This window comes from Bifidobacterium sp. WK041_4_12 (assembly GCF_041080795.1).
Lineage (GTDB): Bacteria > Actinomycetota > Actinomycetes > Actinomycetales > Bifidobacteriaceae > Bombiscardovia > Bombiscardovia aquikefiricola.
This window is the reverse complement of the sequence record NZ_CP129674.1, coordinates 264060-281289: the sequence shown is the minus strand read 5'-3', so window position 1 is coordinate 281289 and position 17230 is coordinate 264060. Positions and strand designations below refer to the sequence as shown.

The following is a 17230-nucleotide window of genomic DNA, read 5'->3' as shown; positions in this document are numbered from 1 at the left end:
CCGTATAAAACCAAAAAACGTCTTGAGTACTCTGACAAGTTCACAATGAGCGCTTTATGTGGCGATACGGGTTCAGCGCTGCGGCTCGGTGTGCCAGATGCGCTTGAGATAATCCTCGATAGAGCGGTCAGAGCTGAAGAAACCGCTGTGCGCAACATTCAGTATGGCCTTGCGCGCCCACTCGTCGGGCTTGCGGTACGTTGCCTCGATTTCCTTTTGAATATCCATGTAGGCAGTGAAATCGGCCATTGTCATGAAATAGTCGTGAGTCAGCCAATCAGATGTCAGCGCTGCATAGGTACCACGGTCGCCGTGGGAGAATGTTCCGTTGGCAACCAGATCGATGGCATGATGCAGACGCGGATCCGCATGCACGAATTCCATCGGATCGTAGCCATCGGCATAGAGTTTCTCGACATCTTCGACTTGCATGCCGAAGAGGAAGAAGTTTTCTGCGCCGACCCGGTCACGAATCTCGACATTGGCACCATCCAGCGTCCCTACGGTAAGCGAACCGTTCAGCGCAAACTTCATGTTGCCTGTTCCAGAAGCTTCCTTGCCGGCCTGCGATATCTGTTCATCGAGTTCGGTGGCAGGAATCAGATGCTCGGCAAGATCAATGTTGTAATTCCATGGGAAGTACACAGCGAGCTTGCCTTTGACGGCAGGATCGCTGTTGATCACCCGGGCAACGTTATTGATCAGCTGAATCGTAAGCTTTGCCATGGCGTATCCCGGAGCTGCCTTCGCTCCGAAGAAAACGGAACGGGGCAGGATTTCATCGGCATCGACCGAACCATCCTTGATGGCCGCATATTCTGCGATGACAGCCAGAATCTTCAGCGATTGACGCTTGTATTCGTGAAGACGCTTAATCATGGAATCAAACATCGTGCTGGTGTTGATCGTGAAGTCGAACTTGTCGCTCGCGTACTTGGCAAAATCCTGCTTATTGGCATCCTTGACCTTGCGGAAGCGTTCCACGAAGCTGGCATCGTCTGCCAGTGGCACGAGTCCTTCGAGCTCGTCCAGATCGTGAATCCACTTGTCGGTCCCCAAGCCTTCAGTTATGAGGTCGGAAAGGCGAGGATTGGCAAGCTTGATGAAACGGCGAGGAGTGACACCATTCGTAACGTTGGTGAACTTGTCAGGATAAGCGTTGCTGAAATCCTTCAGCGTCACATCCTTAAGAAGCTGCGAATGCAGTGCCGCCACACCGTTGACGTACGAGCCTCCAACCGTTGCAAGATATGCCATGCGAACCTGACCGTCAGGACCATCCGTAGCAATGCGCATGCGATCAATCGCATCCTTGTCAGTGCCCTTGGATTCAAGCTCGTGAACGAACTGTGCGTTGATGGCTCTGATGATTTCAAGATGGCGAGGAAGCAGCTCGCCGATAAGCTTGGCAGGCCATACTTCGAGCGCCTCGGGCAGGAGCGTGTGGCATGTGTAGTTGAAGGTCTTGCGGGTGACCGTCCAGGCGGTATCCCAGTCCATGCCATTCTCATCGATGAGCACACGCATCAGTTCAGGAATGCCAATCACCGGATGTGTGTCATTCAATTGGAAGCAGATCTTGTCAGGGAAGGTGGTCAGATCAGGATTCTTCTCGCCCGGATAGAATGTGCGAATTGCATCATGAATCGAAGCGGAAACGAAGAAGTACTGTTGTTCCAAGCGCAGCCGCTTGCCCTGTGGGGTTGAATCTTCGGGATAGAGCACCTTGGTGATGTTTTCTGCATTGACCTGTGGGATTACTGCCCCCATGTAATCTGAACGGTTGAAGGTGGCCAGATCGAATTCATCATATGATTTCGCAGTCCAGAGGCGAAGCGTATTGACCCTGCCTGAATCATAGCCTGGCACCAGATAATCGACAGGCACTGCACGCACCGACCACGCGGGCTTCCAGATTCTCGCACCATCGTCACCATCGACAACGGAACCGCCGAAGCTCACGCGCTGGGATCGTGCAACATCCTCATGCCCCCATGAATTGCCTTCGCTGAGCCAGTAATCTGGCCTTTCGACCTGCTTGCCCTCGTCATCGAATTCCTGGCGGAAGATGCCGTATTGGTATTGGATGCCGTAGCCAAAGGCTGGAACTCCCAGCGAAGCGAGAGAATCCACATAGCAGGCGGCGAGACGTCCAAGCCCGCCATTGCCAAGTCCTGGCTCAGGCTCGGTCTCAATCACATCCTTTGGCTTGAATCCAAGCTCTGCGACAGCCCCTTCAAACTGCTGCGTCAGCCCTGCATTGAGCAGTGCATTGGAAAGTTGACGGCCCAGCAGAAATTCCGCACTCAGATAGCCAACGGCCTTGACGTGCCCCTCAACCATGCGCTGCTTTGCATCCATCCACGATACGGAGAGATAGTCTCGAACCACCTCAGCGGTGGCTGCATAGGCATCGGCAACCGTTGCCTCTTCTGGCCTTACACCCTGTTTCTCCTGCAAATTCGTGGTTATTCGTTTCTTCAAGTCCTCAACAGACAAGGATGCTTTCGGAGCTGTGATATCAACCATGAGAACTCTCTTTCCATAACGGCATAATCTCGATCGGCTACGCTGCCCATTATGCCCGTTATTGCTTGAACCACGCAAACACATCAGCATAATCGAGGGCAAATTCTATATGAAGTTAACACATCATGCTAAACAGTTCATATGGCTGTGATTCGAGAAAAAGACATTATCGTCGGCGAGCAATCATTGCAACAATGGGCAGCGTCTGCAAGAGACATGATCTCCATGCATGCTGACGCACGGGGGGGCTCTCACTTTGTCTCCCCTGCTCTTCCAAGACCTGTGTGGGCGATGTCGGTGCGATACTCGCTGTATCTTCTGCAACTGCGAGCGCCCGGGCCGGGTGTAGAGGTGCGTGTGGCACCTTGGGGTGCAGTGAAGATTCTCGACGGGCCAGCTTCTGACCCCCATAACCTGACGCCACCCGACGTCATCGAATTGGATCCGGACGTTTGGCTTCGCTTGGCATGTGGCATAACGCAATGGGCAGAAGAGAAACAGGCTGGGCATATCTCAGCCATTGGCGAGAGAGACGATCTGAGCGCGCTGCTGCCCCTGATGTGAGCTTCAGCATTGGGTACATAACTATGGACACATGACATGGAATGCAATGATGCACGCCTATGCATTCACGCAGAAGTGAATTACAGACGTGCATCACATGTTGAATTCACAACGAGTAACAGCCCTGTTAAAGGACGCAGAACTATTCGGCTGCGGCTTTCCTGCTCGTTGTCGCTTGCTTGGTAGCTTTAGCAGGCTTGGCGGTTTTCACAGTCTTGGCTGATGCAGTTGATCGAGCTGACTTGGCGGCTTTGGGCGCTGACGCAGTACGCGCTGCCTTGCTTCCCTTGACATCGCCTGCTGACTTCACTGCTGACTTAGCCGGCTTGGTGGCCGCTGTCGCTGATTTCAGGCCAGATTTCGATTCCTTGCTCAACGCTGCTGGCGAGACTGTGCTCTTGGCTTTGCCTGAGCGGTGCAGCATGCTTGGTACTGGCATGGGTATCGGTCCATGTCCATGTCCCTTGGGCGTTGCAGGGATCTCCCCCGTTGTTGCCTTTGCTGCTGCCTGTGCGGCCCATTTGGCATAATCATCCAAATCATCGTCAACAGGATTCACATCATCTGCATCGTTCTTGTAAGAATGGTTATGAGATGAATCCGACTCATCCCGATTATATTTTTTGGAATCCTCCACGAAGGGATCAACGCTAGTCGTGTCCGCTTCTTCGTGTCTGAGTTCCTTCGCAAGTTCATCGTAATCGGTATCAGTTGTCAGATATTTGAGCTTACGGGCTATTTTCGTCTGTTTAGCCTTCTGACGTCCGCGGCCCATCCGACCCCCTTCGCCAGCTAGATGCCTGTATCAGGCAATGTATTTCGTAATTTCCATCACATAAGAGGTTACCACCAGTTATGTTGTCTGCTCGGACTTTTACGATAATAGCGAGAATTTTTACACTCTTTGCAAGAACAACACAAGGGACATGCCGATGACGGACGTAGAGCAGTTGACTGCAGCTGGTAATGAGATAAGTGCGAGCTTCATGGCCGCCAAGAAGCGATCTGACAAGACACTCGCAGCGCTTAAGGCAAACCCGTCACAGTTCACGATGCTCACGGGAGACCGTCCAACCGGCCGACTTCACCTGGGACATTACTTTGGATCGATTCTGGAACGCGTGCAGATGCAGGAGCGCGGGGTCCATACCAATCTGATCATCGCTGACTATCAGGTCATCACCGACCGCGACACCACCGCACATATTCAAGACAACGTCCTGAATATGGTTCTCGACTATCTTGCAGCGGGCATTGATCCGAACAAGACCATGATCTATACGCATTCAGCGGTTCCTGCGGAGAATCAGCTCTTGCTTCCCTTCCTTTCTCTGATCACGGAAGCGGAGCTGCATCGCAATCCAACCGTGAAATCCGAGATGGAAGCCAGCGGTCATGCGCTCACCGGGCTGCTGCTGACATACCCCGTGCATCAGGCGTGCGATATCCTGTTCTGCAAGGCCAACGTCGTGCCGATTGGCAAGGATAATCTTCCACATGTCGAGCTGACGCGCACCATTGCCCGCCGGTTCAACGAGCGGTACAGTCCGAAGCACGAGATTTTCCCCGAGCCATCGGCAATCCTGTCCGAAGCGCCCGAAATCCCGGGGCTTGATGGCCGCAAGATGAGCAAATCGTACGGCAACTCGATTCAGCTGGGCGCGAGCGCAGAGGAAACCGCAAAGCTTATCAAGAAATCGCCAACCGATTCCGAACGCATGATAACCTTCGACCCCATCGCACGCCCACAGGTCTCTGCGCTGCTGACGACCGCCGGCCTGGTTACCGGCAGGAAGCCGGAAGAGATTGCCGAGGAAATCGGCAATGGCGGTTCCGGCACGTTAAAGCAGTATGTGACCGAACAGGTGAACGAGTTCCTCGCTCCACACCGTGAGCGCCGCGCCGAACTGGCCAAAGACATGGATTCGGTTCGCGACATTCTTGAGGAAGGCAATCGCAAGGCCAACGAAATCGCAGAAAAGACTCTCGATGAAGTCCGTTCCGCGATGGGTATGGTGTACTGACTTTCTTACTTGTCGTATCTCCAGGAGCGGTCGGTGATGACTCTTGCCATGGCGAGACCAACCGGCAGACACAGAATGACCATGAAAGCCCTGAAGCCCCAGTCAAGGGCTTGAAGCGTATTGAACTGCCCGAGATAGAACATCGCACGATACATATACAGCCCTGGCACCATGATCACGATGGACGGAACCGTGAGGCATATGCGCGGATATCCCAAATGCGGCGGAAGCCACCCACGCCTGACCGCACTGCGCCAGAACGAAGCCAGAAGACCGGCGATGAAGGCTCCTACGAAGGCCGCAGCTTCCGGTGGCACGCCGAACAGATCCTGTATCTCCAAACGCAAGGTATCCGTGACCGCACCAATGCTTGCCGCAGTCAAGGCCATGCGCTGCGGAGAATTGAACATGACGGAGAAGCCCCAGACCCCGCCAAACGCCATGACGAAGCGGAGCATGCCATTCGTCCAGTCATTCAAGCCCAACGGTTCAAAGCCTTGCGGGTTGAGCATGACTATTCGAGCAACTGCCCAACCGGCCAGCGTGGCCATCAGAATGATCGACAGTGCGTAGGTGAGTCGCTGAATGCCCGATGGATAATCAATCTTGGCAATGTCCAATCCGCCTGTCACCAGTGGAAAGCCGGGTATCACGAACAGCGTTGCACCGATGTACGCGGTATCATGCTCCAATGCTGCCGGGTCGAAAAGGCCGAAGAGTCTGAGCGTTCCCACGCATGCAAGCGCGGCGAGCGCAACAACGACAAAGGTGACGAAGAACTGGTTGATGTGCTTGGCAAGAAGCAGTCTGCGAACGTAGTGCCCAATCCCCGCGCCGATGAATGCGCCAAGCATGTCTATCGGCCCCCCGCCGAGCAGGAACACGAAGGATGCGCAGGCTACGGCAGACGCTAACCCTGCGAATTCCGGGGAATACAGCGGATGGCGATGTTCGATCGTGTCAAGCCGAGCATGGGCCTCTCCCACCGTGATGGACTTCATGCCGTGCTCAACTGAATCTGGCTGGTAGTGCTCGAAATGTTCCGCGTATTCACCGGTGGGAAGCTTGGCAGCAAGCTTCTTTCTGTGTCTTTTGATCGCGCGCAGTGCCGAACCTTCTGACTCCTTGGTTCCCAGCGAATCGACCAGTTCAGTCGAAATGGAGGATTCATGGTGATACAGGCCAGTGAGTCCGCAGCGCACGCTGAACCAGTCTGCGAAATGCTCAAGCAGCCATATTCTTTCCGTATTCACGCCTGTGGTGGGTAAATCGACGACTTCGGTGATGCGTTCCTTGCCATCGGTGCAGGTGGCCTCGATATCGGTGAGATTCACATCGGATCGAACATGAACTCCCATCGGAAACGCTATGCGATGCATCATCTCTCTGACGCGAAAGCTCCCGGTTCCTGCGGCAAGGTCGAGCATGCCAACGCGAACGATAATGCTTGTCTTTGCTGCCAAACCAGCATCGGTGACGGGCTTGTCATAGTCTCGGATGATGTCTTCCATATCCAATGGCAGCGCATGGCTGTGGTAGACGGAGACCTTGTCTTGGGCCTCTCGCTCCTTGCTGCGCCTGTTCTTGGCTTTTTCTCGACCTTTAATAAACATTGATCCGAAACTCACTCTTCTATTTGTACTCCCCGGCGTGCATTTCATTGCCCTGGCGCATCTTCCCGAATCCAAGGCGTTCCATGCTGTATAGCTACATAAAAGCCGTGATACAGCACACATTCTCAGCTGAATGTCATGAAAATGTAACAAAAGGGCATAGAATATTCCCCGTAACTACCAAATGGATGGCTGTGGGCCTGCAACGTTTCGCATCACAATCGCAGAGGAGCTGCGAAGGACGAAATGACCAGGCAACCAAAAGTTTGGAATAGGAGGTCTGATGACAGATAACAATCAACAGATTACTGCTGCGGATGCCGCAATAGTGACATCCGGGACGGGCACAAGAGGCCCCGAAGAGCGTGATCTTCCCAAAACACTCAAGCGCGATATGGACTTATGTCTGCGTCTTCTACGCGTCGTACTTGGTGAATTCAACCCTGAGCTGCTCGAGAAATTCGATGCCCTCAGACAAGACGCAGTCGAAGCAAGCGCCGAGCATTTCAGCGACGTTCTCGTTGACCCACACCCCGATGAAGATGGGCTTGCCAAGTCGGTATCGCTGATTGACGCTACGCCGATGCACGATTCCCAGCTTCTTGCCCGCGCCTTCACCACATATTTCCATCTCGCCAACCTGTGCGAAGAGAACTACCGTGTTGCAGCACTGCATCAGCGTGAGATGAAGGTCAGCATCGATTCGGCGACCGACCCTGTGAACGAAATGACCGGTGCCTATCACCAACTTATCGATGAAATGGGCCCAGCAAAGGCGACGGATTTGCTTGAGAAGCTTGAGTTCCATCCCGTCTTCACTGCACACCCGACTGAGGCCCGACGTAAGGCGGTAGAGGGCAAGATTCGTCGCATAGCTGATTTGCTCGAAATACGTCCAATGCTTGGCGGATCTGATCTGGAAGAGAACGAACGTCGACTCTGCAACGAAATCGACGCATTGTTCCGCACTTCACCCATTGCCTTGAAGAAGCCGACACCCGTTGAAGAGGCCGACACCATTATCGACATCGTCGACAACACGCTGTTCGACACGATTCCCAAGGTCTATCGTCGTTTCGATGACTGGATTCTCGGCAAGAAGGCCGGTACGGTTCCGCCCTTGTGCCCGGCATTCTTCCATCCCGGAAGCTGGATCGGTTCGGATCGTGATGGAAATCCAAACGTTACGGCGAAAATCAGCCGTCGCGTTGCTCGCAAATTCACCGATTACATCATTGCCAAGCTTGAGGATGCCACGCGTAAGGTTGGCCGCAATCTTACTGTCGAAACGGATACGACACCTTCGAGCCCCGAACTGCTGAACCTGTGGAGTCACCAGAAGGAAATGAGTGAGCGTCTTACCGAAAAGGCAGCCCTGATCTCTCGCCATGAAACGCATCGTGCAGTGATGCTGGTCATCGCCGATCGCCTTCATGAATCCATCAACCGCGACGCAGATTTGATGTATCACAGCTGTGAGGATTTCATCGCCGATTTGAAGATCGTACAGCGTTCGTTGGCTCAGGCCGGCGCAAACCGTCATGCCTATGGTCCCCTGCAGGAACTTATCTGGCAGGCGCAGACCTTTGGGTTCCATCTTGTCGAGATGGAATTCCGTCAGCATTCCCTCGTTCATGCCCGTGCGCTCGAAGACATTCGCGAGCATGGTCTCCACGGTGAACGCGGCGAACTGCAGCCCATGACTCACGAGGTGCTCGATACCTTCCGTGCGCTCGGTTCGATTCAGAAGCGCAATGGCATCAAGGCTGCTCGCCGATACATCATCTCCTTCACCAAGTCAGCTCAGCATGTCAAGGATGTGTTCGAGCTGAACCGTCTCGCCTTCGCCCATCCTGACGATGTTCCCACAATCGATGTGATTCCTTTGTTCGAACAGCTCGAAGATCTGCAGAACAGCGTTGACACCCTTGAAGAAATCATCAAGATCCCCGAGGTGCAGGCTCGTCTGAAGGCCACCGGCAACAAGATGGAAGTCATGCTTGGCTACTCGGATTCTTCCAAGGATGCAGGCCCGACTTCTGCCACACTGGCCTTGCACTCCGCTCAGGAACGCATTGCCAAGTGGGCAAAGAGGCATGACATCGATCTGACGCTCTTCCATGGCCGTGGCGGTGCCGTTGGTCGTGGCGGTGGTCCTGCAAACCGTGCAGTTCTGGCTCAGCCAGTGGGTTCTGTCAACTGCCGCTTCAAGCTCACCGAACAGGGAGAGGTCATCTTTGCTCGCTATGGCAACCCGGTGCTTGCCATTCGCCATATCGAGTCCGTTGCCGCAGCAACACTGCTTCAGTCCGCTCCAAGCGTCGAAAAGCGCAATACGGAGATGACCGAGAAGTATGCGGATATGGCTGCCGCATTGAACGATGCCTCGCACGAACGATTCCTCGACCTGCTGCACACGCCGGACTTCACTCCTTGGTTCTCGATCGTGACGCCATTGAATGAGGTTGGCTTGCTCCCCATCGGCTCTCGTCCCGCAAAGAGGGGTCTGGGTGCAAAGTCACTGGACGATTTGCGAACGATTCCGTGGGTTTTCTCCTGGGCTCAGGCGCGAATCAACCTTGCTGCATGGTATGGCCTCGGCACAGCGTGCGAGAAGCTCAACGACCTCGGCTCATTGCGCAAGGCTTATGAGGAGTGGCCGCTGTTCAGCACTTTCATCGACAACATCGAAATGTCGATTGCGAAGACGGACGAGCGCATTGCCAAGATGTATCTCGCCTTGGGTGATCGCGATGATTTGAGCAAGAAGGTGCTTCATGAGATGGAGCTCACTCGCAAGTGGGTGCTGCTCATCGTTGGGGATCAATGGCCGTTGCAGCATCGTCATGTGCTTGGTCAGGCAATTCGCATTCGCTCGCCTTATGTTGATGCACTTTCGGTGACTCAGGTTCGTGCGCTCCGCACGCTTCGCCGCCGCAACGACAAGGAAGAGTTGAGCAAGAGCCAGCAGGCGGACTTCATCTACCTGATTCTCTGCACCGTTTCGGGTGTTGCTGCGGGTCTGCAGAACACCGGATGATGTGGAATCGGTCGCATCGCGACCGAGATTGCGAGTTTTGCGGCAATTGCAAAGTACCTCGGCTTGAAATCGTTGAAATCAGGTCGTGGATAAGCCAACAATATGGTTATCTACTTTGCAATTGCCGCAAAACTCAACAATTGCCCTCACACTCGTTGAGTGTGAGGGCAATTGTGTATCTTGTAGACGCTTTTTTATCACGCCTTGGTGTATCGCTCGGGATTGTTGTCAAATTCGACCGCGCAATGATCGCTGCAGAAAGCGTATTGCTTTCCGTCTACAGTTCTCGTTGCTGCCGCGTCTTGAATATTGACATTCATTCCGCATACTGGGTCTTGTACCGTGGATTCTGCCGTTGCTACCATTGCACTGTCTCCTTTGCTACGTGTTCGATTATCTGCCATGTGGGTATCTGCTATGCGGGCATCTGCCATGTGGATATCTGCCATATAGGTTGCTGTTTCTTCACTCGTGTCCAGCGATGATCTGCGTTCTGTTGCCGTATGAACGTCACGATCCTTCCCATGCGGCGAACGCAGACGGTTGGCATTGATCACGACGGAAAGCGAAGAGAATGCCATCGCCGCACCCGCTATCATCGGGTTCAGCAACAATCCGGTGAATGGGAACAATACTCCCGCGCCAATCGGAATGCCGAGCGTGTTATAGCCAAAGGCGAACGCCAGGTTCTCTCTGATGTTGCGCATCGTTGCCCGCGACAGATCAATCGCCGTCACCACGCCAGTCAGTTTGCCGGACATCAGCGTGACGTCAGATGATTCGATGGCAATGTCTGTTCCAGTTCCGATTGCGATACCGATATTCGCCTGTGCCAGGGCTGGGGCGTCGTTAATGCCGTCGCCGACCATGCCAACAACCGTATTGTTGCGCTGCAATTCCTTGATCTTCGCGGCCTTGCCTTCTGGCAGAACCTCGGCAATGACATGTTCGATGCCAACCTGCCGTGCGATTGATTCGGCAGTGTTCCTTCCGTCGCCGGTGATCATGTAGATATCGATGCCACGCTGCTTCAACTCGCTGACGGCACTCTTGGAATCCTCCTTGACGGCATCGGCGATTGCCATGACCGCCACCAGAGTCCCGTCTATCGCCGCAGCAACCGGGGTCTTCCCCTCTGCGGCCAGCTTCCGTGACTGTTTGAGCAAATCCTCGGCATTCGTGCCTTCAACAGGGATGTGCTGATGCTTCAACATCGTCGCATTCCCGACAACGACTCTGTGGTCGCCCACCTCGGCAACGATGCCTTGCCCAGCTACGGCAGTGAAGCGTTCTGCCTTGTGCAAGGATGCGGAGGATTGCTGAGCCCTCTCGACAATGGCCTGAGCCAGAGGGTGTTCGGAATTTTGCTCGGCAGACGCTATCAAGGCAAGTGTCTGGTCATCGAGATCCTTCGGCAGGATATCGGTTACCGTGGGCTTTCCTTCGGTTATGGTTCCGGTCTTGTCAAGCACCAGGACTTTGAGACCGTGCAATGATTCCAACGCAGCCGCTGAACGAATCAGCACACCTGCCTGAGCGCCTTTGCCGGTGCCTATGGTAACCGACAATGGCGTGGCAATGCCGAGAGCACAAGGGCATGCGATCACCAGAACGGAAACCGCTGCAACGAGACCATGCACCGCCTGTGGTGCTGGTCCGAAGATCCACCAGATAGCGAAAGTCCATATTGCAATAATCATGACAGCAGGCACGAAATACTGCGCTATGCGGTCAGCGAGCCGTTGAATCGGGGCCTTTGAAGCCTGCGCGCTACGCACTAGACCAACGATGTGCGACAGCACTGAATCCTTGCCTAGCTTGGTGGCCCTGTACCGAAGTGAACCATGGGCATTCATCGTGGCACCGATAACGTCGTCGCCTTTGGATTTGTGGACCGGCATCGATTCGCCGGTAATCATGGATTCGTCAACGCTGGTCTCACCTGAAAGAACCGAACCATCAACCGGGAATTTCTCACCGGGACGTATGAGAATAACATCACCTGCCTGAACCTTCTCGACTGGAATCTCCTCGATCTGTTCATTCTCTGAGTCAGGATTGTGCACGATGTGAGCCGTCGCGGGTTGAAGGCTGATAAGCCTCTTGATGGCATCTCCGGTTCCTGCGCGCGCTTTGGTTTCAAGGAGCTGTCCGAGAATCATCAGGGTGATGATGGTTCCGACAGCTTCGAAATATGGCTCCCGAGAACCGGCAGGAACGACGGCCGGGGCTACGGTCACCACCACGCTGTAGATAAACGAGGTGGCCGTTCCCAAGGCAACCAAGGAGTTCATTTCCGCAGAACGATGCGCCATCGCCAACCAACCCGTGCGATGCACAGGCCAGCCGGAATAGAACATGACAGGCAAGGTCAGAACAAGCTGAACCCATGGATTCATCAGGAATGAAGGAATCATATGACCGAGGAACGGGTGCAGCATTGCGGCAGCGAACACAGGCACAGTGAAGATGATGCCAACGATCAGACGAATCCACAGGTCATGAATTTCCTGGGCACGGCTGTCATCGTTCAGCCCTGCAGACTGAGTTGTTTCGTTAGCACTATCACCTTCTGCGTCATCTGCGCCTTGATCTCCACGCCAGTCGGCTGCCCGGCGCTGATGCATGTCCGGCACTTCGCCACCGATGGTACGCGAGACCTCATGTTCTGCGTGCTGCGGCACAGCGAAGCTAACGGCGCTTTCACCACTCTCGGCATTGCTGGGTTTCTCGCCGCCACGGACCTCGAGCATGCCATGCAGCATGTTCATGCCGCATGCGAATGGGTACTCTCCTGCAGCAAGCGCTGGAAGTTCCAAGGTCGTCGTCTCATATGCAGGCAGCGCCTGATCTATGCCCAGGTCGGAAAAGACCACATGCGAGGAGCATTCACCGGCTTCCTTGCGATCGAAAACCAGTCTGATAGGCTTCCCAGACTGCACTGCTATATGTGAAGGGGCATAGCCACCCTTGACTTCAATGCGAGCAAGCTGCACATCTCCCTCGTCGGATGCCTCCTGCGCCTTCTTCGGCGCGAAGAAATACAGCGCCACCACAGCCGTCAGCACCGCTGCAATAATCACCGCTATCGCCGTTGTCATATACGCCTCGCCTCCTGCCACGTTGGTCAGTCACCGAATTCACATCAATCCAGTCGCCTATGCATGTGCTTCTTCATTCGCTGCACGAATAATGACCTTAACTATACCCCCTAGGGGTATAATTATTGCAGAAATGTTCTCTTGGCATATAACCGCGCAGCACAAGCGGCACATGTCAGGCAGGGCCACAAACAGTCAGGGGCATCGCCATGGATCAGACACGCAACGGCATCGACAATACTGTGGAAAACACTAACCGTAACGGCATTGAGCACGGCGGCACCGCCCATGCCAGCGTTGGCTATGTGAAGGAGAAGGCCAAGGTCGTCGCACGGATGAAGCGCATCGAGGGGCAGGTTCGAGCCATCACCAGGATGGTTGAGGACGAAAGGTACTGCATCGACGTACTCACCCAGATTGCCGCATCAGACAAGGCTCTCAAAGCCGTCGCCGTTGAGCTTCTCGATAGCCATCTCGATCACTGCGTCAGGAGTGCGATCAGCCAGGGCGGTGAGGAAGCTGACGAGAAGGTTCATGAGGCAAGCGCAGCAATTGCACGCCTCGTTCGTTCATGATCTTTCCAAACTTGACAGGTCGGCGGGTAAATCACCGTGTACATCACCGTGTAAATCACTGCGCAAACGGCAAACCACTGGGTATACACCATCAGGCAACGGCCTTGATCTGACCCTTCACAATCGACACCGATGCGCGCGACGTTCCCGCGCAGGCGCTAAGCTTGGGTACTGGACTTAAAAGGAGAACTCATGCTATTAAGCGACCGTGACATCAAAGCTGCTTATCAGGAAAAGCGCATTTCGTTGGATCCTTGGACTCCTGAGATGGTTCAGCCCGCAAGCGTCGATGTGCGCTTGGATCGCTTCTTCCGCGTGTTCAACAATCACGAATACACCTATGTCGATCCTTCGGAAGATCAGGGTCAGCTCACGGAGCAGTTTGAAGTTCGCAATGGCGATCCGTGGATTCTGCATCCCGGTGAGTTCGTCTTGGGCTCGACATGGGAGTACATCAAGCTGGATGCGAGCATCGCCGCACGGCTCGAAGGCAAGAGTTCCCTCGGACGGCTTGGCATTCTCACCCATTCGACCGCAGGTTTTGTGGATCCGGGGTTTGAGGGACACATCACCCTGGAGCTTTCGAATGTGAGTACGTTGCCGGTCAAGCTGTGGCCAGGCATGAAGATTGGGCAGATGTGCTTCTTCAGCCTGTCTTCCCCTGCTGAGAACCCATATGGATCGACAGGGGTCGGCTCGCATTACCAGGGGCAGCGCGGACCGACTCCCTCTCGCTCATTCGTCAATTTCTATAGGGCTGACGTTTCAAAGTAGCCTTAAGCCGATGAGATGGCTGGTTGCAGTACCTACTCCCCTTTAGCGGTTCATCGCCCGGAGCACGAGCTTTCTCAGTTCAGACGCAACGAGTACCAAGGCTGCGAGCGCGATGCATTCAAACCAGGCCCACGGACTCAATGGTGTCGTTCCAAAGGCCGTGTTGAGGAATGGCACGTAGATCACGAGCAGTTGCAGGGCGATTGATAGCGCAATGGCACCCCAGAGCCATGTGTTGGTAAACAGCCCCACAAATGCTGACTGTCGTGCCGACCGCGACGCAATCGCGTTGAAGAGCTGCGCGAACACCAGAATGGTGAAGCCCATCGTTCTGGCTTCGACCATCTGCGCATCATGGCCCAGCGCCTCGGCTGAACGATCCGTGAACAATCCGCCGCTCAGATGCATGTCCATGCCGATCAGGGTCACTACCGCCATAACGATGCCGATAAAGATGATGTCTCCCCACATCTTGCGGTCAATGACACGGTCGTGGAGGCCGCGAGGCTTTCTGCCCATGACATCCTCGGTCTGCGGGTCAACGCCCATCGCCAAAGCAGGTGCTGCATCGGTGAGCAGATTGATCCACAGCAGCTGGGTTGCGAGCAAGGGAACGGTCACCCCTTCCACCCCTTGCTGAGTGATGCCAAGGAATCCGGCGAAGATAACGCCACCGAAGACGGTAAGCACCTCGCCGACGTTGGAACTGAGCAGGTAGCGAAGGAACTTGCGAATGTTGTCGAAGATGACGCGTCCCTCTCGCACCGCAGCAACGATGGTCGAGAAATTGTCATCGGCCAGAATCATCTTGGCCGATTCCTTCGTGACTTCGGTTCCGGTGATGCCCATGGCTACGCCAATGTCAGCCGTTTTGACCGCAGGAGCGTCGTTCACACCGTCACCAGTCATCGCAACGATATTGTGCTGACGTTGCAGCGAAGAAACGATCTTGAGCTTGTGTTCAGGAGCCACACGAGCGTATACGGAAACTTCACGCGTCGTGGCATCGAAGTCGTTCTCCGGTAACGCATCGATCTCGTCTCCGGTCTTGGCCTGCCCACCGGCTTCGATGATGCCAAGGTCGCTGGCGATGCGGGCTGCGGTGAGCGGGTGGTCGCCGGTGATCATCACCGTTCGGATACCTGCTCGATGCGCTTCGGCAACGGCTGCGCGAACTTCCGTGCGTGGAGGGTCAATGATTCCGACCATGCCGGTCCAGATGAAGTCCTGTTCAATCGTTTCGTCCTGTTCGGAAATATCGCTCACCTGGCCTGCGGCATTCGTCCGCACCTCTGGAACGTCGGCGAGTGAAGACGTTCCGAGCGGGCGGTATGCCTGACCGAGCGTTCTGTATGCCTGACCAGACAGTCGTTCAACTGCGGCGAGTATCGTCTGGCGATCACCTTCGGTAAGTCTGCGAACCTGACCATTCACGCGGATTCTGGTGCAGTATTGCAGCAGCACGTCCGGGGCGCCCTTGGCAAATACGCTCAACTTATTGCCATCGCCACGGTCTTCGGCAATGATGGACATGCGCTTTCTTTCAGAGGTGAAAGGAATCTCTGCAATTCTGCGCATGCTTTCAAGCTGTTTATCGGCATGAACCTTGCGTGCGGCAACCACGAGGGAGACTTCGGTGGGATCGCCGACAATCGTCCATTCATCGGAGCCGTCTGCCTTGCGCACGTCTCCATCGTTGGCAATGGCCCCAATCGCCAAGGTGCTTAAGGTTTCAAGGCGCTGCGGTGCGCTGGCATCAAGTTCAGAGCCGTCCACCCCTACCATCTGGCCGATTGGGGCATAGCCCGTTCCGGTCAGCTCAACCTCGCCGCTGGGTGTGACCACTCGTTCAACGGTCATCTCGTTGCGTGTCAGCGTTCCGGTTTTGTCAGAGCATATGACTGATGCGGAGCCAAGGGTTTCGACTGAGCTCAGCTTCTTCACGATGGCATGATGCTGAGCCATGCGCTGCACGCCAAGTGCCAGCACGACCGTAAGAATTGCAGCAAGACCCTCGGGAACGGCTGCCACGGCCAGCGATACGGCAAGCAGCAGGGAATCAATCACATCTTCGGTGCTGTGGAATCCTGAAATCGTTGCGAGCGCCACCAGTACCAGCACTGCGATGATGCACACGGCGATGCCGAGAATCTTTGAAACATGCGCCATCTCTTTCTGTAGTGGCGTGGTTTCATCCTCGGTCTGTGACAGCATGTCAGCAATCTTGCCGACCTGCGTGTTCATTCCCGTTCCGGTGATGATTGCCCGGCCGGTGCCCTGTGTTACGGCTGTGCCATTGAAAACCATGTTGGTGCGGTCACCAAGAGCCTTCGCGATTTCAAGTGTCTCCGGCTTCTTGCCCACAGGCACCGATTCCCCGGTCAGCGAGGCTTCTGCAATGCGCAGACTGGCGGCACTGATCAGACGCCCGTCAGCCGATACGGTATCGCCCTCTCCCAGAACCATGATGTCGCCTGGAACCAGTTCGGCAGTGCTGATATGGGATACTCTCCCATCGCGCAGGACGGAAGTCTGTGGTGCTGTCATTTTCGATAGCGCGTCCACGGCTTTCTCTGCCTTGGCTTCCTGCAGATAGCCGAGCACGGCGTTGAGCAGAAGAATCAGCACGATGACGATGGCATCGAATGGAAGCGCTTCGCTCCCCTCACCGCCATGCGTCGTCTGCGCGCGTTCAATGAACCATGCAATCACCGATATGCCTGTGGCGACGAACAGCAGGTATACCAAGGGATCCCTGAACTGCTCGAGGAATTTCTTCCACTTCGGCACGGGTGGCGCGGATTCAAGCTCGTTACGCCCGAATTCTTTCAAACGGCGTTGTGCCTCGTCTGTGCTCAACCCTGCTGAGGCATTGACGTTCATTGCAGACAAGACACTCTGAGCGTCAAGCAATGAAGGATCCTTGTCCTCGCTCATGGTCTGATTGCCTGTGATTGCTTGGTCGCCTGCTGCATTGGGTACGGATACGTCGATATGTTCACTGGTAGGT

Annotated in this window: 9 protein-coding genes and 1 pseudogene; 5 read left to right on the top strand and 5 right to left on the bottom strand. The window is 54.9% G+C overall.

Annotation, left to right across the window (positions count from 1 at the left end):
- Positions 1–72: 72 nt before the first annotated feature.
- Positions 73–2529 carry a glycogen/starch/alpha-glucan phosphorylase gene (locus tag QN215_RS01200; RefSeq protein ID WP_369344324.1) on the bottom strand — a complete coding sequence of 819 codons (2457 nt, stop codon included), beginning with the start codon at positions 2527–2529 and terminating at the stop codon, positions 73–75.
- 141 nt (positions 2530–2670) lie between these two features.
- Between QN215_RS01200 and QN215_RS01195 the strand changes: the two genes are divergently transcribed.
- Positions 2671–3093 carry a sterol carrier family protein gene (locus QN215_RS01195; RefSeq protein WP_369344323.1) on the top strand — a complete coding sequence of 141 codons (423 nt, stop codon included), beginning with the start codon at positions 2671–2673 and terminating at the stop codon, positions 3091–3093.
- Positions 3094–3511: 418 nt separating this feature from the next.
- Here QN215_RS01195 and QN215_RS01190 read toward each other — a convergent pair.
- Positions 3512–3868 (bottom strand): annotated as a pseudogene (locus QN215_RS01190) (DUF3073 domain-containing protein); the annotation flags it as partial.
- 157 nt (positions 3869–4025) lie between these two features.
- On the opposite strand from QN215_RS01190, the gene trpS reads away from it, so the two are divergent.
- The gene (gene trpS / locus QN215_RS01185) at positions 4026–5117 is read left to right on the top strand and encodes a tryptophan--tRNA ligase (protein WP_369344322.1); all 1092 of its coding nucleotides are present in this window, start codon (positions 4026–4028) and stop codon (positions 5115–5117) included.
- Positions 5118–5122: 5 nt separating this feature from the next.
- On the opposite strand, the gene QN215_RS01180 is transcribed toward trpS, so the two are convergent.
- On the bottom strand, positions 5123–6730 hold the full coding sequence (locus QN215_RS01180; RefSeq protein ID WP_369344321.1) for a threonine/serine exporter ThrE family protein: 1608 nt from the start codon (positions 6728–6730) through the stop codon (positions 5123–5125).
- A gap of 283 nt (positions 6731–7013) precedes the next feature.
- Between QN215_RS01180 and QN215_RS01175 the strand changes: the two genes are divergently transcribed.
- Positions 7014–9770 (top strand): phosphoenolpyruvate carboxylase, encoded by a 2757-nt coding sequence (locus QN215_RS01175; protein WP_369344320.1) that lies wholly within the window; start codon positions 7014–7016, stop codon positions 9768–9770.
- Between the two features lie 197 nt (positions 9771–9967).
- Here QN215_RS01175 and QN215_RS01170 read toward each other — a convergent pair whose 3' ends face one another.
- Positions 9968–12871, bottom strand: a complete 2904-nt coding sequence (locus tag QN215_RS01170) for a heavy metal translocating P-type ATPase (RefSeq protein WP_369344319.1) — start codon at positions 12869–12871, stop codon at positions 9968–9970.
- 266 nt (positions 12872–13137) lie between these two features.
- On the opposite strand from QN215_RS01170, the gene QN215_RS01165 reads away from it, so the two are divergent.
- Both QN215_RS01165 and dcd read left to right on the top strand, forming a co-directional pair.
- The gene (locus tag QN215_RS01165; RefSeq protein WP_369345018.1) at positions 13138–13446 is read left to right on the top strand and encodes a metal-sensitive transcriptional regulator; all 309 of its coding nucleotides are present in this window, start codon (positions 13138–13140) and stop codon (positions 13444–13446) included.
- A gap of 192 nt (positions 13447–13638) precedes the next feature.
- Entirely contained in the window at positions 13639–14220 is a 582-nt protein-coding gene (gene dcd / locus QN215_RS01160; RefSeq protein WP_369344318.1) for a dCTP deaminase, read from the top strand.
- Between the two features lie 42 nt (positions 14221–14262).
- Here dcd and QN215_RS01155 read toward each other — a convergent pair whose 3' ends face one another.
- Positions 14263–17157: a cation-translocating P-type ATPase gene (locus QN215_RS01155; RefSeq protein WP_369345017.1), complete on the bottom strand. Its 2895-nt coding sequence runs from the start codon at positions 17155–17157 to the stop codon at positions 14263–14265.
- Positions 17158–17230: the final 73 nt, after the last annotated feature.

Bases quoted from the DNA above. Each gene is read 5' to 3' on its own strand.
- QN215_RS01200 (WP_369344324.1), bottom strand. From the start codon at position 2,529: ATGGTTGATATCACAGCTCCGAAAGCATCCTTGTCTGTTGAGGACTTG.
- QN215_RS01195 (WP_369344323.1), top strand. From the start codon at position 2,671: ATGGCTGTGATTCGAGAAAAAGACATTATCGTCGGCGAGCAATCATTG.
- trpS (WP_369344322.1), top strand. From the start codon at position 4,026: ATGACGGACGTAGAGCAGTTGACTGCAGCTGGTAATGAGATAAGTGCG.
- QN215_RS01180 (WP_369344321.1), bottom strand. From the start codon at position 6,730: ATGTTTATTAAAGGTCGAGAAAAAGCCAAGAACAGGCGCAGCAAGGAG.
- QN215_RS01175 (WP_369344320.1), top strand. From the start codon at position 7,014: ATGACAGATAACAATCAACAGATTACTGCTGCGGATGCCGCAATAGTG.
- QN215_RS01170 (WP_369344319.1), bottom strand. From the start codon at position 12,871: ATGACAACGGCGATAGCGGTGATTATTGCAGCGGTGCTGACGGCTGTG.
- dcd (WP_369344318.1), top strand. From the start codon at position 13,639: ATGCTATTAAGCGACCGTGACATCAAAGCTGCTTATCAGGAAAAGCGC.
- QN215_RS01155 (WP_369345017.1), bottom strand. From the start codon at position 17,157: ATGAGCGAGGACAAGGATCCTTCATTGCTTGACGCTCAGAGTGTCTTG.